Raw genomic sequence first — 23,260 nt, 5'->3', positions numbered from 1 at the left:
CGGCGGCTTTCCCGCGGCCGTTGCCCCGGCGGGCGCGGCCGAGTCGCCGCGCCCGCTAGGGCTGCCGCGGATCAGTGAACGCGCCCGATGCCGCGGCGGATGAACGCCGAGCGGCTCGCGGCCGCGCCGGGCCGCTCCGCGGTCGCGGCGGCTGCGAAGCCCGGGACGGGCGCGCAGACCAGCGCCCTCAGATCCTGGTTGCGGCGCGCGAGGTCGTTCAGCGTGCGCGGCGCGCCGGTCACGGGATCGGGGACCTCGATGCCGGTCATGAAGCCGGACAGCGTCCCCTCGTTCCCGGGCGCCCTCACGTTCACGTGCAGGAACGGCGTCCCGGTCTCGGCCGCCCCGTGGCACCCGTTGCAGGTGTTGAGCGAGAACTTGTGCCGCGCCTCGTTGTCGAGGATGCCCGGGGCCATCCACGCCGTGAGGTTGTTCAACGACGAGCCGGCGAGGAACGGGCTCCCCTGGAACGTGTCGGGCACCGTGTGCTGCTCCAAGAGGATCGCGGCCTCGTTCTGGTTCACGTAGGCCGCGAGCGTGGCCGAGCCGTCGAAGCCGATGTCCGGCGTCAGCTTGACGGTCGCCGGGCGCAGGAAGCCCGTCTCGGGCGAGAGGACGAACTCGCGCAGCTCCCACGGGTCCGAGAGCGCGATCTCGTTCGTGCGGAGCTGGCCGAGCGCGCTCCCGTTCGGCCTGCCGGGCGCGGCGTTCCGGCCCGCGAAGCGCGTGGTGATCGCCTGGAGGGCGGCGTTGTACTCCTCCGAGGGGAAGGGCAGGCTGCCGAGGGCGTGCCAGTCGTTCGCCCAGTCGAGCACGTCGGCCTCGGTCGACGCGGGGAGCTTGTACTCCAGGATGAGGGTGAACTGCTGCGCGAAACCTTGGCTGAAGACGCCGAACACGAACCGCCCCTCGCCCGCGTGCCCCTCGGCGAGGTTCCGCACGTCGATCCTGTTGACGATGCCGAGCAGCATCAGCGGGGCCTGCCGGAGGTCGAGCGACCCGTCAGGGCTCCTCGGCCACTCGTCGAACACGACCTGTTGAATGGCCGGGCGCGCCGGCACCGTGAAGCCGTTCACGGCCTGATCGGTCAGCCAGGTATCGAACATCTGCTCGACCATGGCCGGCGCGTCGGCCGGCGTGGGCGCCATGTCCTCCATGAGCCGCGCGAACGTCCACGCGCCCGTCCGGGGATCGCCGGCCGGCCCGTTGAACGTGGTGCGGATGGGATCTTCGACGACGCTGAGGTGCTTCACGAAGATCTCGCGGTTCGTCCGGACGAAGCAGCCCGCCGGCGCGATCATCTCGTAGGTGAGGTTCCCTGACGCGACGAAGAAGGAATCGGGCGAGTCGGGGTTGATCACGTCGTACGTAAGCTGATAGACGCCCGGGTCCACGGCCTCGGTGCCGGTCACGGTGACCGAGAACGTCGCCGTGCTCCCGGGCCCGACGTCGGGGATGCTCCCGGGGCTCACGGTGGAGAGGATCCCCGGCCGGCCGAAGAGGTTGAGGCCGTACTTCCGGGGGCTGCACTCCGCCTCATCGTTGTTGGTGACCGCGATCTGGTACGTCACAGGCGTGCCCGGGGGGCCGCTGCTCTCCGGCGTCGCGACGACCGTGCCGGGGTGCCTGATGCAGGTGAGCTGGGTGATGTCGTCGTCGGTCAGCGGGTTGGCGGAGACCCAGACCTCGTCGATGAGGCCCGCGAAGCGCTGCCGCTGCGGGTTGTTGCCGATCTGGATGGGCGCGTTGATATCGCGGATCGCGCCCGTGGCGCTGGCCTGGGCGGCCTGCTGGCCGTTGAGGAAGAGCCGCACGAGGCTGCCGTCGTAGATGCCCGCGACGTGCGTCCACACGTTGGCCTGGATCGGGGCGCGGGAGGTGACCGTCCGCCCGTTGGCCAGGGTGACGGCGAACCTCGCCTCGTTGTTCTGGACGACCAGCGAGAAGCTCGATCCGCTGTTGTTCCGCTCCTGCGCGATCGTCCGCACCGTCGACCCCGACACCGAGGTCGGGTTGACCCACGCGGCGACCGCGAGGTTCTGCCCGAACGTGAAGCGGGGATCGTCGGCGATCGTGACGGTGTCGTTGCTGTCGTCGAAGGAGATACCGAGGCCGCTCTTGCCCTGCGCGCAGGCCGCTCCGGCCGAGCGGGTGGCCGTCGCGCCGTTGCCCGACGCGTCGGACAGCTCTGTCGTCGAGCTGTCGCAATCGTCGAACCGCCAGAAGCCGACCGCCGACCGGGGCGCCGAGAGCGGCGCGATCGCCGAGCCGACCGGCACGTCGGCCTGATCGAGCGCGAGATCTGCATCACCGGATGAGCCTTCGCCGACATCATGGCTTCCGCATGCGGCGGCGCCCAGGGCGATGAGGGCGAGGACCGCGGCGGCGCTGGTTTTGGTCGCAAGAGGATGGGCGAAGCCGAAGGAGAGGTTCCGCATTGACGTTCTCGTTGGGTGAAAGTTGACCGCACGGGCTCCGACCGAGCGCGGAGCGCTGCAGCGGGAGTCCGTCTGACTCGACCGGGCTGTTCGGGTTTGGCGCTCGCGCGAGCCGTGGTCTCCAAGAGTCACCACGACCGCGCTGGCATCGAGCGCTTCCACCTGGCAGCTCGCGCTCCAGGCGACCGACGACCGGCCGATTCCTTAGCGAGCGGAGCTGCTCAATTCAATGCTCCAGCGCTGCTGAAGCAAGAACCTGACATCGTTAACGTATCTTTACATATCCCCGGTCCGGCGAGCCAATGTCTAACCGCGAAGCGGTCCCCTCGCAACTCATCGCCATCATGTGCCTCATGCAATCAATTCATCGTCCGGGCAGCGCCCGCGGCGGGCGCGGGCGGGGCATCGCGCCGGGATGGCATCTCTCCGCCGACGCCGCGCTGGCGACTGAGGCGGGCGCAACGCGGCGGCGGCCGGGCGGCCCGGCCCGCGCGGCAAGCGGCGCGCCGAGAGGCTCGCCCCGCGCAGGAGGCCGCGCGCGACCGGGGGAGCCGCCGGGTGCAGGAGTTACCGGGATCAGGCAAGAGTTACATGGCCCGGTCGTGCAAGAGTTGCACGAGCCCGGCCGGAAGGCGCGTCCTGCCCGGGAGAGCGCGCCGCGCCCGCGGCGACGGCTCAGGCACACGGGCTGCTAAGACGAAAGACGAACGACGAACGACGACAGGGCCCGAGCTCCTCGCAGGACGCTCGCGCCACCGATGACGCATCAGGGCGTCGCGCGGGTCACGTCCGCCTCCTCGGCCTCTCGCCTCATGTCGCCTTCCTTCCTTGCGCGCGCGTACGCGCGCGGGCGCAGGCGAGGACGGCCTGCGAGCGGCGAGACGAGAGAGGAGAGGACGCTCCCCGCCGGCAGCCCCAAGGAGATCTGCTTGCCCGACACCCCTCTGACGACATCCGTTCTCACCTCCGCGCTCGGCGGAGAGATCCAGTCACTCCGATCCGTGATCGCCGCGCTCACGCCGGTGATCCACGCGCGCGTCGGCCGGGCGCTCCACCGGCGCTTCGCCCGCTCCGCGGGCGGGGCGGACGATCGCCTGGACGACCTCGTGCAAGACGTGTTCGTCGAGCTGTTCCGCGACGGCAGCCGGGCGCTCCGCGCCTGGGATCCGGCCCGCGGGCTGAGCCTCGCCAACTGGGTGGGCCTCATCGCCGACCAGCGCGTGGCCGCGGCCCTCCGCCGCTGGCGGCGGCACCCGGAGGCCGCCGCGCTGCCGCTCGACGACGCGCCGGAGGAGGGCGCGCGGTCCGACGACGATCCGGAGGCACGGGTGCTCGCCCGCGACGCGCTGGAGCGCCCCCTCGGCCTGCTCCGCGCGGAGCTCAGCCCCCTCGGGCGGGAGCTCTTCGAGGCGCTCCTCATCGAGGAGGAGCCCATCGCCGCGGTGTGCGCGCGGACGGGGATGAGCACCGCCGCGGTGCAGGCCTGGAGCAGCCGCCTCAAGCGGCGGCTCGCGGAGCTCGCCGCCGGGGGCGGCCAGCGCGCGCCGAGCGCGCCCGGAGGACGGCGCAGGGCGATGGCGGCCGACGACAGCGGGACATCGCTCGACCCCGCGCGATCCCACGGCGCGCCACGAACCGCAGGCCGGGTCGCGCCGGGGCAGCGCACCAGGAAGAAGTCGGCGTCGGATGTCAGCCGCGTAGAGCATCGCTCCTAAACCCTCATCGACAACGAGAGGCGCCGGCCCCCCGCGGGCGGGAGCGGCAGAGCGCCTCTCATCGCAGGAAGGAAGAAGAACTCATGTCTCTTCAGAAGGCAGTGTTGCGCTCGGCCCACGGAGATCTCGTCTCGTTTTCGGCGCTCGCCGCGATGATGGCGCTCGCGGCGCTCCTCCCCGCGTGCGGCGCCCCGCCCGCGGACGACCTCGAGCTCGGCGAGGCGGCGGCCCTCTCCGCGCAGGCCACCGCGGTCGTGGGGCCCGTGAAGGGCCGCGACGCCTGCGCCGGCGTCCGCTGCAAGGACGGCTTCGTCTGCGAAGCGCAGAACGGGAGCCCCGCGTGCGTGGCCGCCCCGCCGCCGGAGTGCCAGACCGACGACGATTGCAGCCTCCTCGCCAGCTATTGCGGGGACTGCACCTGCAGCGCCGTCCCGTCAGGCGAGGTCGAGCCCAAGTGCGTGGAAGGCGAGGTGGCGTGCGCGGTCTGGCCCTGTCTCGGCCTCACCGCCTCCTGCCAGGCCGGCATGTGCGTGCTCGCGGGCGAGCTGTGATCGGCAGTCCGGGGCAGGCGCGCTGGCCGGCGGCGGCCGGCGCGCCGCCCCGGCCCCGCGCCTCGCGGCGGCCGGTCCGCCGCCGCCCCGCTCACCCCGGCTCGCGCCCCGGGATCTCCGGCCGCACGCGCACGCTCTTCCACCGCGCGAGCTGCACGAGCCCGGCCGGGGCGCCGCGCGGCTTGCTCACGTCGGCGACGCGGCAGACGTGGACCTCCACCTTGGCCGCGCCCCGCGCCTTCGAGTACCACGCGGCCGCCGCGGCGGCGCGCTCGACCACCTCGCGCGGGACCTCCCCGCGCCCCGGGTTGCGCACGATCACGTGGCTGCCCGGCGTGCCGCCGGCCACGTGCAGCCAGAGGTCGTGCGGCTCGGCGATCTCGAAGGTGAGCGCGTCGTTGTCGTCGTCGCCGCGGCCGACGAGCACCTCGAAGCCGTCGAACGAGAGCGTGCGGTACGGCCGCCCCTTGCTGCCCATCCCCAGCCCCCCGCCGTCAGCCGGCCGCGGCGCCGGCGCTCGCCCGCGCGGGCCGCGCGGGCGCCGCCTCGGTCTTCACCTCGACGTCGAGCCACGCGAGCAGGTCCCGCACGACCTCCTCGCGGTTGATCTCGTTCAGCATCTCGTGGCGCCCGCCGGGGTAGATCCGCTGGGTCACCCGGCGGAGGCCGGCGGCGCGGTACGCCTCGATCATCTGCGTCACGCCCCGGAGCGGGCCGCCGACCGGGTCGCGCGAGCCGGAGAAGACGTAGACCGGCAGATCCTTCGGGATCCGCGCCTGCCGCTCGGGCCGCGCGATGTCCACCATCGCGTCGAGCAGGTCGATCCACAGCGAGACGGTCGCGGGGAAGCCGCAGCGGGGATCGGCGATGTACCCGTCGACCTCGGCGCGATCGCGAGAGAGCCAGTCGAAGGGCGTGCGCGCCGGCGCGAACAGCTTGTTGAAGCTGTCGAAGCTCATCGACTGGAGCAGCTGGCTCTTGCCCCGCTCGCCCAGGCGCCGCCGCTCCGCGCGCGCCACGAGCCGGCCCGCGTCGACGAGCGGGCTCGGCTTGCCCGAGGAGCCCGAGAGCACCGCGCCCTGGATCGAGCCGCCGCGCTCGATCAGGTACTCCTGCACGAGCGAGGAGCCCATGCTGTGGCCGAAGAGCACGACCGGCAGGCCCGGGTGCTCCTCCTGCTCGCGGGCGATGAGCGCCGCGAGATCGCGCACGACCCGCTGGAAGCCGCCCTGGCTCGCGAAGAAGCCGAGCTCGCCGCGCTCGCGCGCCGTCCTGCCGTGGCCGCGGTGGTCGTTCGCGTAGACGGCCCACCCGGCGGCAGAGAGCGCGTGCGCGAGGCGCGCGTAGCGGCCCGCGTGCTCGGACATGCCGTGGGCGATGTGGAAGATGCCGCGCGCCCCGTCGTCCGGGAGCCAGCGGTACACGAAGAGCTCTCGACCGTCGTCCGCCTGAAACGTGAAGGTGTCCGCGGGCATCGGGAGAGGACCCTACCACCGCTCCGCGCGCGACTGACCACGATTCTCGATGCTTCCGCGCCGAAAGGACTTTTCGGTACGGTCCTCCGTGGCATGAGGTTCGCACGACGACGCGGCCATGCCCGAGCGCCGATCGTTGCCCGTGCTGTCGTTGCGCGACACCGTGCTCTTCCCTGGGATAGCGACGCCCATCACGGTCGGACGGCTGAAGACGCTCCGCGCGGTGGAGGCCGCCCTCCGGATGGAGGGAGAAGACAAGCGCATCTTCGCGGTCGCCCAGCGCGACGCCGCCGAGGAGCCCACCACGGGCGGCCTCTTCTCGATCGGCGTGATCGCCCGCATCACCCAGGTGCAGCGGTTCGGCTCAGGCCTCCAGCTCGTGCTGTACTGCGAGCGGCGAGCGGCCGCGCCCCGCTACACCGAGGTCGATGGCGTGATCCGCGCCCCGGTCATCGAGCTGGCCGATCTCCCCCTCCGTCCAGAGGAGGACAGCGCCCTGGAGGCGCTCGCCCGCGAGGTGCGCGAGCGCGCCGTCGAGTACGGCCGTCACCGCGGCGCGCCCGAGGACGTGCTCAAGCAGTTCGTCGGCAGCATGTACGGGCCCGCCGAGCTCGTGAACCACATCGCCTTCTACCTGGACCTCCCGACCCCCGAGAAGCAGGCGCTGCTCGAGATCCTCTCGACGGAAGAGCGGATGCGCAGCCTCGCGCTCCACCTCTACCGGCAGATCGGGATCGTGGAGACCCAGGAGAAGATCCGGACGACCGTCGAGGAGGAGCTCGGCGAGCGGCAGCGGGAGCTCTACCTCCGCGAGCAGCTGCGCGCGATCCAGAAGGAGCTCGGCGAGGAGGACGACGAGAACGCCGCGGCACGTCTGGAGCACAAGCTGCAGCGGGCGGGCCTCCCGGCCGACGCGCTGCAGGAGGCCCGGCGCGACCTCTCGCGGCTCAAGCGCATGGGACGGGAGACATCGCCCGAGGCGCAGGTGCTGATGACCTGGCTCGAGTGGGTGGCCGATCTGCCCTGGAGCCAGCGCACCGACGACCACGTCGATCTCGATCGGGCCCGGGCGATCCTCGACGAGGATCACCACGGCCTCGGCGACGTGAAGGACCGGGTGCTCGAGTTCCTGGCGGTCCGCAAGCTGCGCGTCGAGCAGGCGCGGGGCGAGGGCGAGCGGAGCCGCGCGGTCTCCCGCGGCCCGATCCTGCTCTTCCTCGGTCCGCCCGGGACCGGCAAGACGTCCATCGCGGAGTCGATCGCGCGGGCGCTCGGGCGCAAGTACGTCCGCGTCTCGCTGGGCGGGGCGCGCGACGAGGCGGACATCCGGGGACATCGTCGCACCTACGTGGGCGCGATGCCGGGCCGCATCCTCCAGGGGATCAAGCGGGTGGGCTCGAAGAACCCCGTGATCGTCCTCGACGAGGTCGACAAGCTCGGCGCCTCGTTCCAGGGCGATCCGGGCGCGGCGCTGCTGGAGGTGCTCGATCCGGCGCAGAACGAGGGCTTCGTCGATCACTACCTCGGCCTGCCGTTCGACCTGTCCGAGGTGCTGTTCATCTGCACGGCGAACTTCCGGGAGACGATCCCCGCGCCGCTGTTCGACCGGATGGAGACCGCGCTGTTCGCCGGATACACGGAGCAGGAGAAGCACGAGATCGCCCGGAGGTACCTGCTCCCCCGGCAGCGGCGGGAGTGCGGGCTGATCGAGGATCAGCTGCGCGTGACGGGCGCGGCGCTCGGCGAGATCATCAGCGGCTACACGCGCGAGGCGGGCGTACGTCAGCTCGAACGGACGCTCGGCGCCCTGGCGAGAAAGGCCGCGCGCCGGATCGCGGGCGGCGAGATCGAGCGGGCCGTGGTGAGCGCGGGAGAGGACGTGAAGGAATTGCTCGGTCGCGCGAAGATGCGCCTGGAGCGGAGGCTGCAGCACGATCTGCCGGGCGTCGCGACCGGCATGTATTACACGCAGATGGGTGGCGACATCATGCACGTCGAGGCGAGCGTGATGCCCGGCAAGGGCGATTTCGTCCTGACGGGGCAGCTCGGCGAGGTCATGAAGGAGAGCGGCCGCGCGGCGCTGAGCTACGCGCGCGCGCACGCGGCGGAGCTCGGCGTGCCGCTCGATCGGCTGCTGCGGCGCGACGTGCACGTCCACGTTCCGGCGGGGGCGGTGCCCAAGGACGGCCCGAGCGCGGGCGTGACGATCGCGGTGGCGCTGGTGAGCGCCCTGTCGGGCAGGCCGGTGCGGAGCGACATCGCGATGACCGGGGAGATCACGCTGCGCGGCACGGTCCTGCCGATCGGGGGCCTCAAGGAGAAGGTGCTGGGGGCCCACCGGGCGGGGATCTTCGAGATCCTGATCCCGGCGGACAACGAGGCGGATCTCGACGATCTGCCGGCGGAGGTGCGCCGCTCGCTGGAGTTCACCCTGGTGAGCACGCTCGACGAGGCGATCGCGGTCTGCCTGCGGCTCCGGCCGATCCGCCTGGAGGCGCCGGAGGAGATGCCGCACGCGCGGGCGTCCTGAGGCGCGCGCTCCGGGACGGCCTCAGCGGCCCTCGGCGCTGCCGGTGTCGACGGACGCGGCCCCGCGCCACTCGGTCAACCCGGCGGAATCCTCGACGATCGCCTGGAAGCTCCGCAGCTTCGCGGCGTCGCGCATCCCCACGCGGATGGAGAAGCCCGGCTCGTCCGGGCGCCGGTAGAGCAGGATGGCCGCGTCCTGCCGCTCGAACAGGAGGCAGCGCCGCGGGTACGGGAGCCGCGTGAACCCGAGCCGCTCGAAGACCACGGCCGCGTCCTCGGCGCGCGGAGGCGCGCCCGCCGGCCCGTCCGCGGAGAGGTGCTCGGCGCGGTGAGGGAAGGTCGGGAGGTGGACATTCCTCATCGCCAGCACGAACAGCATCTCCCGGAAGCTCGCGAACCGCCGGGTGAGCCGCGTCTTCCACGTCTGCTCGCCGAACGGAAAGCGGACCACCTGGCAGTCCTCGGCCTCGGACGGGGCGTCGAGATCGAGGAAGTAGTGCTGCCCGTCCGGGGAAGCGTCGCCGAAGACGTAGAGGAAGCGGCGCGGCGGCATCCACGGGGCAAGCTCGTAGAGCTCTGCGATCTTGGAAGGATGGTACTCGTGGAGGCCGTCGAGCAGCGGCCCGCCCTCGGCGCCCATCGCCGCCGCGAAGGCTCGGTAGAAGCCCGGGCAAGGGCGGCCGAAGCGCTCCTCGAGCTCGTCGAGCCGCCAGCCGTAGACGCCCTGGATCCGGCCGCGGTACCCCGGCGCGTAGCGGTCCAGCAGCGCGAGGAGCTCTTCCATGATCAGGGACACTCCGCGTGGTTGTCACAGAGCATCTCCGGGACGAGCTCCTGGCAGGTCTCGCACGAAGGCACCGACTCTCCGTGCTGGAACTTCTCCAGTCCCCTCGAGCTCTCTCCGTCTTTCGTCTTCGTGTACGTGACCTTGACGGCCTTGCCGAGGGGCGAGTACCACTTCTCCGACATGGTCTTGACCTTGTGTCCGCCCGCGCCTCCTGCCTTGAGGAGCTTGGGAGCGGCGCAGTCCCAGACATTCCGGTTCATCGTCTCGAGGGCGCTCTTCTGCCGTTCGCTCTGCGCGAAGCCGTCGACGAGCGCGAACGTCCCGGTGGCGTCCACGGCGTCGCTGAAGCCGGGCGTGACCTCGCCGGAGGCGGCCGCGAGCCTCTTGGGGTTCTGGGCGCACTTACAGATGCACGCCCCGATCATATAGGGCTTGGTGTACGTGCCGGTCCCCTCGCTCGCGCCGAGGACAGGGCGCATCGCCCCGAGCTCGTCGTTGATCTCGCGGAGCTCCTGCGTGAAGGCCTGGGTCGCGACATCCATCTCTCGCCTGAGGGCCTTGATCTCGCCCTCCTTCGCCATGGCCTCCCTTTTGGCGTCGTTGTATTTCTTGCCGAGCTCGGCCTTGCGCTCCTTGCTCGCCTCGTCGAGCTCCGCCTTCGCAGATGCCACGTCCCGCTCCAGCTTCTCCAAGCTCGCGCTCTCCTCATCGATCTTGCGCTCGAACACGGCCCGCTTCTCCCGCCGTTGCTCCAGGAGGTCGAGATACCTGCGCAGGTGCGCCTCTTGCTCGCGGAACCTGTCCCGGAGCTCCTTGAAGAGGTCGAGCAGGGTCGCCACCACCTCGCCCGTCTCGTGAACCCGGTGGTTGCCGACCGGCTGCTCGCACACCCCGCACGGCGCGTCGTCGCCGTAGGCCAGCCCCGTCTGCCCGTTCGAGATGAACGCCGTGTTGAACGTGTTGCCGTTCTGCAGGGTCGGGTCGAGGAACCGGGCCACGCCCTTGCCCTCCACCTTCACATCCATGCTCGACCCGCCCCAGGTCAGCTTGCCCTTGATCTTCGACGAGATGACGCCCCCCGCCGCCCCCGGCTCGTCGCCCGTGCTCGTGCTGAGCTCCGAGCTCGCGAGGGCCACGGGGTTGCCCGCGATGCTCGTCTGTTTGCTGCCCTTGGCCAGCATCGCGTCCTGCGCCGTGTTCACGAACGGCGTGGGCACCGGGCCGGCCGGCGTGGGCACCTTGCAGACGTCCGGCGGCGCCGCGACGTGCGTGAGGCCGTCGCCCTGATGCAGGACCAGCCGGCCGTTCGCGAAGACGTTGCTCATCGCCCCTCTCCTCCGCCGGCGCCCCCGACGGCCGCTTCCACGACGCAGGCGCCCACGCGCCCCCCGCGGCCCCGCGCGCCGTCCGCGCTGCCGTACACGAGCGCGCGCGGCGCCCGCCCCGCCGCCCGCGCCGCCTGCGCCCGCCTCCGCCGCCGGTGGAGCGCCGCGGCCAGCATCACCGGCGCGGCGCCCGCGCCCGCGTCGCCCAGCCACTCGCCCGCCGCGCGCAGCGCGAGCGGCTCCGGCATCCACGCGGCGTTGCGCAGGTACGCGCGCGAGAGCTCCGTCGCCCAGAACGACTCGCCCGGCTGGCAGCTCATCACCTCGTCCACGCGCCGCGCCCCCGCCGCCTCGTCCCCCCGGAGCGCGCGGAACACGCCCGTGAGCCCGTCGGCCGCGCTCGGCACCCGCGACGCGAACGGCGCGGGCTCGGCCCCGAGCGCGACGCCCAGCACGACGCCCAGCGCCTCGAGGCCCATCCCCGCCGCGGCCCCGGGCCGCGCCACGACGACGAAGCCCGCCGCCTCCCCCGGGATGCGCCCGTCGCGGTTCTGCGGGGAGAGGTGCAGCCGCGCCGCCGAGAGCGCCGCGAGCGAGTCCGCGTCGCAGAGCGAGTCGACCGCGCCCACCACCGCCATGGAACCGACCCGGCCCGCGCGCAGGTCCCCGATCGCCGCGGAGAGCGCCTCGAAGAAGGCCGCGCGCCCGCCCTCGAACGCCCCGACCAGCGCGAGCGCGCCCCCCGCCTGGCCCGGCGGCGCGGAGAGGAGCGCGCCGAGGAGCGACTCGCGCGCCACCGGCGCCCCCAGCGACGGCTCCGGCAGCCCCAGGTAAAGCGGCACCCGCCCCATCGGAGAGGCCTTGAGCCGCTCCCGCACGCCGTCCAGCGCGGCGCGGCCGAGCGCGATCATCCGCTCCGTGCGGGTGGACGACGGATCGAGCGTCGCGAGCCGCGACGCGCGCACCGGCTCGCCCGCGCCCGGCGCCGCGGCCTCGGCGAAGCGGGCGAGCCCCGCCCGCATCGACGCGAGCGTCATCTCCTCGGTCGTCCCGATCGGCGTGCACAGCCCGAGGCCCACGACGCGCTCGCCGCTCACGGCGCGTTCTCCCACGGCTCCAGCAGGCGGACGGTGGTGACCTCGTGCCCGGCGAGCTCGCCGTGGGCCGCGAACGTCGCCCGGTAGACGAGCGAGACGCGCCGCTCGTCCGGCTCCAGGTAGACCGCGTCGAGCGTCATGAGCCGCCGCTCCACGCGCCGCCCGAGGGCGCACTTCGCGACCACCCGGCACACGGGCAGCGAGAACGCGATCGGGCCGTCCGGCGACACGCCGTCGAGGAGCACGGGCTCGCCGCCGCGCAGGTGCGGCGAGGCGGCGAGGCGCCGCGGCGCCGCCTGGAAGAAGCGCTCGTCGAAATCGGCGGGCCAGAGCGGGGCGCGCCGCTCGACCCACGCCGCGTCGTACGTGCCCGCGAGCCCGAGGCGCGGCTGCCAGCTCCGGGCCACCGGGCCGAAGCCGCACGGCGGAGGCCGGTCCGACCAGCCCTCGATGAGCGCGTCGGGGTCCTCGATGAACGGCAGGGGGCGGCCCTGCGCCTCGCGCTCGCTCGCGTAGAGGCCCATGCCCACCGGGTTGCGCGCGTCGTACGCGCCGGCCGCCGCCCCGCCGAAGCTCTGCTCGTAGCGGAGCGGCATCGACCGGAAGGCCTCCGGGCTCGAGGGGGAGAGCCCCGCCCTGCCCCGCTGCCAGACGCGCGCGCCGAAGACCAGCGCCCGCTTCTCGACCCGGCCCACCCGGACCGCGACCGAGGCCGTGGTCGCCCGCCGCCCGCCGGCGGTCCACGCGTGGCCGTGGAGCAGCACGTCCGTCATCGGGCGCGTGTACGCGGCCTCCGATTCATAGCGAAGGCTCGACGCCCCGGGCTCGCCCCAGTACGCGTCGGCCGCGCGCGGCGCGGGCTGCTCGTCGCAGAGGCGCAGCGGCCCCGCGGCGGGCCGCCCCGGCGCCGGCAGGACGAAGCTGCCGGCGGCGACGACGACGAGGCATTCCACGCCGTCGCGCGTGAGCGAGGGGAAATCGGCCGCCGCGAGCGGGGTGAGGTTGTCGAGGGCGGGCATCCGGCCGGTGAGCGAGGATGGTTTCAGACTCGCTGGCCCGCGACAAGCCGCTCGACACCGCCCGGCGCGGAGCATGTAGTATCGGGGCGAGCTCGCGCGCGCGCTCCCGTGCGCTCGCCTCTCGGGAGGAGCGGGATCCGTGCACACATTCCAGATCGAAGGGGTCGGCGGAGATCTCCGGGTCGTCCATTTCGAGGGGCAGGAGGCGATCTCCGAGCTCTTCCGGTTCGATATCACGCTCGTGAGCCTCGCCGGCGATCTCGCCCTCGGCGCCGCGATCGGGAAGCGCGCGTCGCTCGGCTTCCGGGTCGGCGAGGACGTCCGCCGCGTCCACGGGATCATCGCCCATTTCGAGCTCGGCGAAGAGGGGAAGAAGCTGACCACCTACAGGGCGGTGCTGGTGCCCGACGTCTTTCGCCTGCTCCACCGGCGCGACAGCCGCATCTTCCAGGAGCTCGCGGTCCCCGACATCCTGAAGAAGGTCTTCGAGGCGGCCGGCGTCGCCCCGGGCGACTGCCGCTTCGCGCTCCGGGGGCGCTACGCGCCCCGCGAGTATTGCGTGCAGTACCGCGAGACCGACTGGGCATTTGCCAGCCGGCTGATGGAGGAAGAGGGCATCGCCTACTGGTTCGATCACGACGCGGACGCGCACACGCTCGTGCTCTGCGACGACCCCTCGGCCCACCCCCCGATCGACGGCGAGGCGGCGCTCGTGTTCCGCCCGCCGCTCGGCGCGCTCATCAGCGGCGAGCACGTCTCCCGCTTCCGCTACGCCGAGCAGGTCCAGCCCGGCAAGGTCACGCTGCGCGATTACAATTTCAAGAAGCCGGCGCTCTCGCTGGAGAGCTCCGAGCAGGGCGAGCGCGACGACAATCTCGAGATCTACGACCACCCCGGCGATTACGACGCGCCGGGCGCGGGGCGCGAGCGCGCGCGCGTCCGCCTGGAGGAGCTCGCGGCGAGGCGCCGCATCGCCGAGGGCGAGGCCGCTTGCCCGCGCATGCTCGCCGGCCGCACGTTCTCGCTCGCCGAGCACCCGCGCGACGACGTGAACCAGGCTTACCTCCTCGTCCGCGTCGAGCACAGCGGCCACGAGCCCGCCATGGAATCCGTGGTGAACGAGGGCAAGCCGCCCTGTGAAACGCGGTTCCAGGCCATCCCCGCCGGCGTCCCGTTCCGCCCGCCGCTCGTCACGCAGAAGCCCTCGATCAAGGGCGTCCAGACCGCGATCGTGACCGGCCCCGCGGGCGAGGAGATCTACACGGACGAGCACGGGCGCATCAAGGTGCAGTTCCACTGGGACCGGCAGGGCAAGCGGGACGAGCGCAGCTCGTGCTGGATCCGGGTGAGCCAGGTGTGGGCCGGCAGCGCGTGGGGCGCGGTCGTCCTGCCGCGCATCGGCCACGAGGTCGTGGTCGATTTCATCGAGGGCGACCCGGATCGCCCGCTCGTGGTCGGCAGCGTCTACCACGGCGCCAACGTGCCGCCGTACGCGCTGCCCGCCGAGAAGACGAAGAGCGCCTTCAAATCGAACAGCTCGTCCGGCGGCGAGGGCTACAACGAGCTCCGCTTCGAGGACCGGAAGGGCTCCGAGGAGGTCTTCCTCCACGCCCAGAAGGACTGGAACACCGTCGTTCGCAACGACAGGACCCAGGACGTCGGCCGCGACGAGGCGCTCCACGTCGCCCGCGACCGGACCAAGCGCGTGGACAACGATCAGCGCGAGGTCGTCGGCGGCCACAAGGCCATCGAGGTCACGAAGACGCACACGGAGAGCATCGGGCAGGACGAGCGCCTCGACGTCGGCGGCGACCGGACGGTCGCGGTGTCGGGCAGCCACGCCGAGTCGGTCGGCAAGGACCAGTCGATCGACGTGGGCGGCGGCCAGAGCGTCTCGATCGGCGCGTCGGCGACGCTCTCGATCGGCAAGAGCAAGACCGAATCCGTCGGCGAGGCGAGCGACGAGACCGTCGGCAAGAGCAAGTCGGTGAGCGTGGACGAGGCCTACGCCATCACGGTCGGCAAGGACATGACCGTCACGGTCAGCAAGAGCGCGCGGGACGAGATCGGCGAGAACAAGGCCGTCATCGTGGGCAAAGCGCTCACCATCCAGGTCGGCGACGCGCAGATCCTGATCAAGCAGAGCGGCGAGGTCGTGCTGCAGGGAAAGCAGCTCGTCGTGAAGGCCGACGGCCCGATCCAGGTGGAAGGGCAGAAGCTCGCGGTGAAGTCCGGCGGCGACGTGAGCGTGCAAGCCTCGGGCAACGTGAGCGTCAAGGGCGGCAAGATCGGGATGAACTGACGGCGAGTCCGATCGAGGCCACGGATGGATCGAGCGGAGGAGGGCGCATGGCGAGGCGGGCGAGCGGGGGCGGAGCGGCGGCGTGCACCGGATCCGGGGCGGCTCGGCGCAGGTCGACGGAGCGCGCGGGCGAGCGGGGATGAGCGCGACCCTGCAAGCCTCGCTGTGCGAGGAGCACGCCGATCAGGCGGCGTTCCTGTGGCTCCTCCGGGATCGCGCCGCCCGGAGCGCGGCCTACGGCCTCGAGGACCTGGCCGAGCTCGACGACCGGATCGAGGCGCACCTCGACGGGCTCAGGCTGGCGGGGGACGCGGGCTGGGAGGCGTGCCGCGCGCTGCTCCAGCAGGCCGAGGGGGGCGAGGTGTTCGGCGCGGCGATCGTGGCGGTGCATCGCTGGGACCTGCGGGGGCTCGCGCGGGTCCTCGACGTGGGCGGCGGGGCGCCGGACGTGTCGCGGGGCATCGCGTCGGCGCTCGGGTGGACGCCGCTCGAGCGCGTGCGGCGCCTCCTGCCCGGGCTCCTCTCGGGCCGGTCCCCGCCGGCGCTGCAATGGCTCGGGATCGCGGCGTGCGCGGCGCACGGCGAGGACCCCGGCGCGCCGCTCGGCTACGCGCTGCTCGCGCGCGACCCGCGGCTGCGCGCGCGGGCGCTGCGGGCCGCGGGGCAGCTCGGGCGGGTCGACCTGCTCCCCGAGGTGCGCGCGTCGTTCCGCGCCGACGACGAGGCGTGCCGCTTCTGGGCGGCGTGGTCGGCGGCGCTGCTCGGCGAGGGCGCGTCCGCGCTGGTGCTCCGGGAGCTCGCGAACGGCGGCGGGCCGTTCGCGGCCGAGTCCGCGAGCATGGCGATGCGGCGGATGGCGCCGGCGGTCGCGTCCACCTGGCTGCGCGCGCTGGAGCGGTCAGCGCGCGATCCGCGGGTGCCGGTATCGGCGGCGTGGGCGCTGGGCGACCCGGCGGCCGTGCCGTGGCTCCTGGAGGTCGCGGGGGATCCGGCCCTCGCGCGCCTTTCGGGCCAGGCGATCTCGCTGATCACGGGGCTCGATCTGGCGGCGGAGCAGCTCGCGCGGCGGGCGCCGAGCGGGCTCCGCGCGGGGCCGACGGACGACCCGAGCGATCATGACGTGGCGATGGATCCGGACGGGGATCTTCCCTTTCCCGACGTCGCGGGCGTCTCGGCCTGGTGGCGCCGTCGCGCGGCGGAGTACCGGCCGGGGACGCGGTACCTGCTCGGCCGGGCGATGACGCGCGAGGGGCTGGAGCACGCGCTGCGGGAGGGCCACCAGATCGCGCGCGGGGCCGCGGCGGTGGAGCTGAGCTTGCGGGAGCGAGGGCGGGCGGTGTTCGAGGTGCGGGGGCCGGGCTTCGCGCAGCAAGAGGCGCTCGGGCGACTCGGCTAGCTCCGCCCGCCAGGAGTCGGCCAGGGATCCGGAGAGAGAGCTCGATGCAACGGCGCAAAGGCGCAAAGGCGCAAAGAGAATCATTCATGCATGGCGTCGAAAAAGGCGCGTTGTCCTCCGCAAGCGCCCCTGCGATCGTTGACCGCACGACGAACGATCCGCGAGCAGTCGATGCAATGCGGCGCGCGAAGCAGACGGTCGTACGTTGCGCGCGGGCCCTGGCCTCCGTCGTGCTCGTCATGAGCTGCGCTTGCGGCGAGCTGCCGGTCGCCCCGCTCGCGGCGGGACCGCCCGCGCCGGAACCGCCCGCGGCGACGTCGCTGCCTCCGTCGGCCTCTCCATCCCCGCCCCCGGCTCGACTACCGTCCGTTCCGCCGGACGTCGAGGTCGCCTTCCAGTCTTCACCGGGGACCTGGACGGCCCTCGACGCGCGTGCGGTGAAGATCGGCGCGACGCGCACGGTCCTCGCCAACGACGAGGATCTGCTCGCCGTGCTGGAGAAGGCAGGCATCCAACCCGACGGCGAATCGCTCGGTCTGCTCTACGAGCTCAACAGCGCCCAGCTCACCTCCACGCTGCCGAAGGGGTTTGCCATCGTGCTGCCCACGGTCGACGCAGCCGACGGCGCGACACCGCTCCCGAGCGGTCGTCTCCGCCTCACGCGCGCGACGCCCGTGAAGAAGAGGATCGAAGACAACGCCGTGCTGCTTCAGCAGCACGCCGCGCTAGTCGAGCGGCAGCTCCCCAAGCTCAAGGCACCCGCTTCCAAGGACATGAGGCGCGCGGCGCGATTCCGCGAGCTGACCGGACCACTGGTCGATCAATTCGATCTGATCCGGCTCGCCGTCCTCAGCCGGCGGCTGGCGCTGAACACCGAGGCGCTGGAGCAGATCGCCCTCGCGAGCGATCGGTTCGTGTCGCTCCTGCGCGACATCCGACGGCGGGGTCTGAACAGCGCGGATCTCGACTGGCTGAAGACCCTCGCCGACGACATGGGCGTCTGGATGCTGGCGTTCAAGGAGACCAAGGCGCCGGGGGAGCTCCCCGACCGCTCGCGCCTCGTGAACGTCCGCGTTCGCACCGTCCGAATGAGCGGGGGCGCGAAGGTCGAGGTGCCCGGGCTCCGCGTCCACTACGCGCCCGAGGCGCTGGCCTCCCAAGGCATCGGCGTCCGGCAATTCGCGCGCTTGACGTCGCCCGCGGAGCAACCGTTGCCCGAGGCGAATTATCGGATCTGGACGGGCGACGGCCCGCCGAACGCGAGCTCGGTCCGCGCGGAGGTGCGCATGGCCTTCGGTGAGCACGAGGTGGAGCTCCTCGTGCCGTGAAGCCGACACCGCGACAGTCGATCTCCGGGCTGCTCCTCCTCGTGGCAGCGAGCGCCTCCGCCGCGCTGCCGTCCTGCCATCCCGAAGCGCCGTTCGTCGCGTCGGTCAGGCACGATATCGTCGCGTACAGCCCCGACAAGCGCGAGTTCATCGCTCGTCCGAGCCCCGACAGCGGCATCGTCACGCTCTACGACGCCATGACGTCCAGACCGATCCAGACGTACCGGGGCGGCGACCCCTTCACGGATTTCCAGTTCTCGAGCGACGGCCGCTACATCCTCGGAGTCAGCTCGATGAACGGGAGCGCCTGGCTCTGGGACCGCAGAACGGCGCGCGTCGTGGTCCATCGCGACGACGGCGTCACCGCGGGCGAGCTGTCGCCGAGAGGCGACCACGTGCTCTTGCGGCACGGCACGCTCGACACGAGCTTCTCGCTGCTGACCGCCGCCGACGGCGCGCAGCGGATGACGCTCCGGGGAAAGGCGGTGCGGTTCGCGGACGGCGGGAGGACGCTCGTCTCCGAAACGGAGGTCGCCATCGACACGTGGGAGCTGGGCTCGATGGCCCACAGCTCCAGGCCCAAGTCGTCGAGCCCGCCGACGTTGGTGCCCAATCGAGGGCACCCCCAGGGCGCGCGCGTCGTCGCCTTCTCGCCGGACGGACGGGAGATCGCGACCGGCGGGGCCGACGGCACCGTTCGCTTCTGGAGCTTCGATGGACGCGAGACGCGCCGCCTCATCCTCGAGGGCACCGTCGACCGGCTCGAGTATTCACCGGACGGCCACCTCGTCCTGACGAGCGGCAGCTTAGGTGTGACCCTCTGGGATCGCGGCGGTGCCGCGCTCCGGAGATGGAACGTCGACGCCGCGCAGCTCGCCGCCGATGGTCGACAGGTTCTCCTGGGTGGCACCCTCTTCCATGGCGTGCCCAGGATCTACGACGTCGCTGCCGGGGCCGACGTCCTTTGGCTCGGAGAGCGCGTATCGAAGCCGTCGTACTCTCCGCGCCAGGGCTTCATCATCGGTCGAGGCGAATCGCACGCTCGGGTCTTTCGCAGCTCGTCCGCCGAGCCGCTGGCCTGGCTCAACGACCTGCGTCTCCCGAGCGATGCGTTCGCGTTCTCCGATGACGATCGTTCGGTCCTCGTCTTCGCCGGGGATGTCGTCACGAGCAGGGCGGCCGCGAACGGCGCCGAGAGCTGGCGCGTCGCGATTCCGGGACCGCACGACGAGAGGATCGTCCGCTGGGTCACCGGCAATCGGTTCTTCGTCACGAGCTCGTGGTTTCGTCCGCCCTCCGGCGGGCTCTCGAGGGCCACGCCGCCCCGGGTCTGGGACGCAGACGCCCGAACCGAACGCGCTTGGCTCGCCGCGCTCCAGGCGAGCTCGTGGGACATCGCCGTCCCCCCCATCGCCGATCAGCTCCTGATTCGAGAAGGCTCGCTGCAGCTGCGAGACGCCGCCACGGGCGCCGTCCTCGTGCGGTTCGAAGGCCCTGCGCCGCCTCCGGAGGAGGTGAAGTTCTCTCGCGACGGTCGCTACGCGGTCGCGCCGGGGGGGCCCGGGTTCCTCCTCTGGGACGCGCGGACGGGGGCGCTCCTCCAGCAGAGCAAGCGCGCGCCCGACATCTCCCGGATCGCGTTCTCGAAGAACCGTCGCCTCCTCGCCTTCACCGCGGGCGACGAGGCGTTCTTTTGGGATCTCGAGGTAGGTAGAGAGGTCGCACGGGTCACCGCCGCGGGCGTGAGGAGCGGCCATCTCGCGGTCAGCGACGACGGGATGCACGTCGCCTTGAGCACCCGTTACAAGATCACCGTCTATTCGCGCTCGGGCCAGCTGAAAGCGGTAATCCCCTACGACTTCATCACTGGATTCAGGTTCTCCCAGGATGGGCGGTTTCTCTTCGCGAACTCCGGAGAGGAGCTATGGTCGTTCTGCTTCGACCTCGCGATGCGTCGACCGTGCAACGGTCGCACGCGGTCGCCAGGAGATCTGATGGTCCTGTCGCCCGCCGGCGACCGGCTGCTCTTCCACGATTCCTTCGCCGGACTGAGCGCGGTCTTCGATCCGCGCACGCAACGCCGCATCGCCGGGTTCAAGGTTCCCTTCGAGCCCGCCTTCGGGCGCTTCGCGTCGGCGAGCTCGCGCTTCTTCGCGTTGTCCAGCCGCTCCGGCGCCGTCACGCAGTGGTACGAGACGGCGACGGGGAAGCCGGTCACGGCGGACGTCGCAGGAGAGGCAGGGGAGCCCGTGACCCGTCGGGCCGCTCCGCAATATCCCAGCGACCTGACGGAGCGCATCGAGATCGGTTCGTCGGCCGGGATGTTGACGCTGAGGCAGACGAAGCCGGAGCGGAGGGTGCTCGCTCACCTCGGCTCCTTCCGCGACGGCGCGTGGGCCGTGACGGATCCGAGCGGCCGCTTCGACATCGATCTCGACCGAGCGAGCCTGCTGTCGTGGCAAGTGGAAGGCAACGCCGCTCCCCTGCCGGTCGAGGTCTACAGCCGTGCGTACTTCGAGCCACGACTCCTCCCGCGGATCCTCGCGGGCGAGCCGTTGCCGGCGATCGCGCCGGTCACGCACCTCAGCACCGTTCGTCCCCGCGTCGAGATCACCTCCGTACGGCCGGTGCAGCGCGATCTCGTCGAGGTCTCGATCCAGCTCGCCCCTGAGAGCGCGTCCGAGCCGCTCGGACCGGTGCACGACGTGCGGCTGTTCCGCGACGGCCAGCTGGTCGCTCGGCACCCGGCCCCCCAGCAGCGGCCAGCCTGCCGGCAGAGCGACGCCGTGGAGCGGTGGCGCTGCGAGACGCTCGTCCCCGAAGCCGAGAAGACGCGCCCCATCACGTTCCGCGTCCGGGTGTCGGTGCGCGACGACATCGAGGACGTCGACTTCGCCGCGTACGCCTTCAATCGAGACCGGATCAAGTCGCCTACGGCCCGCGCGCCGTTCCAGCGACCGAAGGAGTGGGCCCGCAGGCCGGAGCGGCGCGCGCACGTGCTCGCCATCGGCGTCGGGTCGAACGACAACCTGGTCCATTTCGGGCTGACCCACCCCGAGAAGGACGCCCGTGATCTCGTCACGGCGCTCGAGGGCCGACTCACCGGCTTCACCGGCCCGAAGGACGTCGTCCTCCTCACCGACCCGAACGGGCCGACCCCCGTGAACGGCGCGCCGACGAAGCGCGCCATCCAATCGGAGATCGTGAAGCTCGCCCGAAGGGCGGCGGCCGAGGATCTCGTCGTCATCTATTTCTCCGGCCACGGCGTGCGCGACGAGCGGGGCGAATTCTATCTCGTCCCCTCCGACATGCCGGCCGGCGATCCGAAGAGCGGCCTCGATCGGTTCCTCCCCCACGCCATCTCGTCGACCGAGCTCACCGGCTGGCTGGGCGACATCGACGCCGCGCGCGTCGTCTTGATCATCGATGCGTGTCACTCCGGCGCGCTCACGGAGGGCAGCGGGTTCAAGCCGGGCCCGATGGGCGACGCTTCGTTCGGACAGCTCGCGTTCGACAAGTCGATCCAGGTGCTCGCGGCGACGCAGCCGCAGTCTCTGGCGACGACCGCGAACCGCGGGCGGAGCCTGCTCACCGACGTCTTGATCCACGATTGCCTGTCGAGCTCGAAGACGCTCAGCCTGGCGCTGGCGTGCGCCGCGAAGGCCGTGCCGGAGCGCCAGCAGCGCGAGGAGCGAGCGTCGGCGGAGGGGTCGGAGCGGCAGGTGCCCGCCCTCTTCGATTCTGGACGCGTCGCCCTCGAAGTGCCGCTCAAGGCCGAGGCGGGGGGACGGACGCGATGAGCCCGGCGCGGAGAGAGCTCGTCGCGCGGCTCGCGCAACCCGCGGCCTTCGCCCTCGCGATCGGGGCGCCGCGCCTGTTGTGGACGGTGCCGCGAGAAGCGGACGCGTGGCTCGTCTCGGCCGCGAGCTCGCTCGCTGCCTTCGGCCTGTTCTTCGTCGCTCGGCGAGCGCGGTCCGCGACCGAGCGGCGGCGCCTGTGGACGGCGACCCTCGTGCTCGCGTCCGCGGGGGTCGTCCTCGCCGCGATCCTCTACGACAGGCACCTTTCGCAGCTCACGTTCTTCTGGCCGCCCGAGCTCCCGACGGAGCGACGCGTGTGCGGGGCCCGGCTGACGGCGCTCGCCCAGGCGTGGCGCGACGCAAATCCGACGCTCGGTCTCTCCTCGGTGGTCGCCGACTACGGCGGGCTGGACAACACACACCTCGTGTGCCCCGCGGACGGCGTCGCGCGGGCGAGCCGCCTGCTCACCTTCGAGCTCGCCGGGTTGAGCGTCTCGCTCGGCGTCGCGCTCGCGACGGCGGCGACGCTGCTCGCGACCGACGAGCCGATCCAGCCCCGCAGCACGAGCGCCAACCTCGAGAAGATCGTCCGGCAGCGCGCCGTGTTCGTCGACGTGCAGACCTGGAGGAGGGAGCTCTCGCGGTGCGAATCGACCGTGTGCCGCGTCGAGGTCCGGAGGAACGGCCAGTGGACGCCCGCCGGCACCGGATTCCTCGTCGGCGCCGATCTGGTGATGACAAACCATCACGTGGTGGCCCTCGTGCTCGGCGAGGGCGCAGCGGCCGACGCGCTTCGCTTTCGATTCGACTTCTTCGCCGTCGCCGGAGGGGCGGCTTCCGGCGGCGTCGTCTTCGAGCCCGTCGACGCGGACATGACGGTCGCCATCGTCGCGCAGTCGCCGCCGAGCCGGGCCGACGAGCTGCCCGACGGCGCGGCGCCCCCGCCCACCGACGACGAGCTCGACTTCGCCGTCGTGAGGCTCGCGAAGCCCGCGGGGGCCCTCGCGATCGCGAGCGAGGATCCCGCGGTCCCAGGCCGCGCCCGCGGCTGGCTCCACGTCCGCGAGGACAGCGCGGGGTTGCTCGTCGACAAGGGGACGGATCTCTTCGTGCTCCAGCACCCGAGCGGGGAGCCGCTGAAGCTCACGTTCGGCCAAGCCCTGGCCGTGCTCGAACGACGCGTGCGCTACTCCACCAACACCCTCGAGGGCTCTTCGGGCTCGCCCTGCCTCGACGCGAAGCTCCAGGTCGTCGCGCTCCATCATGCCGGCGATCCCGGGTATGGGCACCTCCAGCGTCCGGAGTACAACCAGGGGATTCCGATCTGGCGCATCGCCGCCGCATGCAGACGGCAGGGGCTGACATTCGCGCCGCCGCCAGCCTGACGCCGGTCGCTCCCGGGTCAGCCGCGCAGCTCGGAGGGCATGCGTCGATTGGCCCGCGGGGCCTCCGTCGGCCGAGCCGCCCTGCTCCTCGGAGCAAGGCGGTTCGAGACCCA

Annotated in this window: 15 protein-coding genes; 8 read left to right on the top strand and 7 right to left on the bottom strand. The window is 72.2% G+C overall.

From position 1 onward, the window contains the following. Positions 1–71 precede the first annotated feature (71 nt). A complete protein-coding gene (locus tag WMF33_RS06835) occupies positions 72–2,438 on the bottom strand; it encodes a LamG-like jellyroll fold domain-containing protein (RefSeq protein WP_437336367.1) in 2,367 nt (788 codons plus the stop codon). A 929-nt stretch (positions 2,439–3,367) separates the two neighbouring features. On the opposite strand from WMF33_RS06835, the gene WMF33_RS06830 reads away from it, so the two are divergent. Both WMF33_RS06830 and WMF33_RS06825 read left to right on the top strand, forming a co-directional pair. Beyond that, positions 3,368–4,153, top strand: a complete 786-nt coding sequence (locus WMF33_RS06830) for an RNA polymerase sigma factor (RefSeq protein WP_437336366.1) — start codon at positions 3,368–3,370, stop codon at positions 4,151–4,153. An 83-nt stretch (positions 4,154–4,236) separates the two neighbouring features. Continuing rightward, positions 4,237–4,704: a hypothetical protein gene (locus WMF33_RS06825; protein ID WP_437336365.1), complete on the top strand. Its 468-nt coding sequence runs from the start codon at positions 4,237–4,239 to the stop codon at positions 4,702–4,704. A gap of 91 nt (positions 4,705–4,795) precedes the next feature. On the opposite strand, the gene WMF33_RS06820 is transcribed toward WMF33_RS06825, so the two are convergent. Continuing rightward, entirely contained in the window at positions 4,796–5,182 is a 387-nt protein-coding gene (locus WMF33_RS06820; protein WP_061622015.1) for an NFACT RNA binding domain-containing protein, read from the bottom strand. 16 nt (positions 5,183–5,198) lie between these two features. Then, a complete protein-coding gene (locus tag WMF33_RS06815) occupies positions 5,199–6,179 on the bottom strand; it encodes a lysophospholipase (RefSeq protein WP_437336364.1) in 981 nt (326 codons plus the stop codon). A 118-nt stretch (positions 6,180–6,297) separates the two neighbouring features. Between WMF33_RS06815 and lon the strand changes: the two genes are divergently transcribed. Continuing rightward, positions 6,298–8,709 (top strand): endopeptidase La, encoded by a 2,412-nt coding sequence (lon, locus tag WMF33_RS06810; RefSeq protein ID WP_437336363.1) that lies wholly within the window; start codon positions 6,298–6,300, stop codon positions 8,707–8,709. Positions 8,710–8,730: 21 nt separating this feature from the next. On the opposite strand, the gene WMF33_RS06805 is transcribed toward lon, so the two are convergent. From WMF33_RS06805 to WMF33_RS06790, 4 genes are read right to left on the bottom strand one after another with little or no spacing between them, the layout of a single operon-like run. After that, the gene (locus WMF33_RS06805) at positions 8,731–9,492 is read right to left on the bottom strand and encodes a hypothetical protein (RefSeq protein WP_437336362.1); all 762 of its coding nucleotides are present in this window, start codon (positions 9,490–9,492) and stop codon (positions 8,731–8,733) included. Between the two features lie 2 nt (positions 9,493–9,494). After that, positions 9,495–10,820 carry a PAAR-like domain-containing protein gene (locus WMF33_RS06800; protein WP_437336361.1) on the bottom strand — a complete coding sequence of 442 codons (1,326 nt, stop codon included), beginning with the start codon at positions 10,818–10,820 and terminating at the stop codon, positions 9,495–9,497. Continuing rightward, on the bottom strand, positions 10,817–11,932 hold the full coding sequence (locus WMF33_RS06795) for a 3-oxoacyl-ACP synthase (RefSeq protein ID WP_437336360.1): 1,116 nt from the start codon (positions 11,930–11,932) through the stop codon (positions 10,817–10,819). Before WMF33_RS06795 ends, WMF33_RS06800 begins: the two co-directional genes overlap by 4 nt. Continuing rightward, entirely contained in the window at positions 11,914–12,936 is a 1,023-nt protein-coding gene (locus tag WMF33_RS06790) for a DUF2169 family type VI secretion system accessory protein (RefSeq protein WP_437336359.1), read from the bottom strand. The genes WMF33_RS06795 and WMF33_RS06790 overlap by 19 nt, the downstream gene beginning before the upstream one ends. 139 nt (positions 12,937–13,075) lie before the next feature. Here WMF33_RS06790 and WMF33_RS06785 point away from each other — a divergent pair, with 139 nt between their 5' ends. The 5 genes from WMF33_RS06785 (at position 13,076) to WMF33_RS06765 (ending at position 23,147) form a co-directional block, all read left to right on the top strand. Next, the gene (locus WMF33_RS06785; protein ID WP_437336358.1) at positions 13,076–15,238 is read left to right on the top strand and encodes a type VI secretion system Vgr family protein; all 2,163 of its coding nucleotides are present in this window, start codon (positions 13,076–13,078) and stop codon (positions 15,236–15,238) included. Between the two features lie 82 nt (positions 15,239–15,320). Then, the gene (locus WMF33_RS06780; protein ID WP_437336357.1) at positions 15,321–16,634 is read left to right on the top strand and encodes a TIGR02270 family protein; all 1,314 of its coding nucleotides are present in this window, start codon (positions 15,321–15,323) and stop codon (positions 16,632–16,634) included. Positions 16,635–16,810: 176 nt separating this feature from the next. Continuing rightward, a complete protein-coding gene (locus tag WMF33_RS06775) occupies positions 16,811–17,962 on the top strand; it encodes a hypothetical protein (protein ID WP_437336356.1) in 1,152 nt (383 codons plus the stop codon). Continuing rightward, the gene (locus WMF33_RS06770) at positions 17,959–21,762 is read left to right on the top strand and encodes a caspase family protein (protein ID WP_437336355.1); all 3,804 of its coding nucleotides are present in this window, start codon (positions 17,959–17,961) and stop codon (positions 21,760–21,762) included. The genes WMF33_RS06775 and WMF33_RS06770 overlap by 4 nt, the downstream gene beginning before the upstream one ends. Then, entirely contained in the window at positions 21,759–23,147 is a 1,389-nt protein-coding gene (locus tag WMF33_RS06765; RefSeq protein ID WP_437336354.1) for a trypsin-like serine peptidase, read from the top strand. The genes WMF33_RS06770 and WMF33_RS06765 overlap by 4 nt, the downstream gene beginning before the upstream one ends. The last annotated feature ends 113 nt before the right edge of the window (positions 23,148–23,260 follow it).

Origin of the sequence: Sorangium sp. So ce394, from assembly GCF_051474665.1 — a bacterium.
In the GTDB taxonomy this organism is placed as follows: domain Bacteria; phylum Myxococcota_A; class Polyangia; order Polyangiales; family Polyangiaceae; genus Sorangium; species Sorangium cellulosum_D.
The sequence above is the reverse complement of the archived record's forward strand: the minus strand, read 5'-3'. Positions and strand labels throughout refer to the sequence as shown.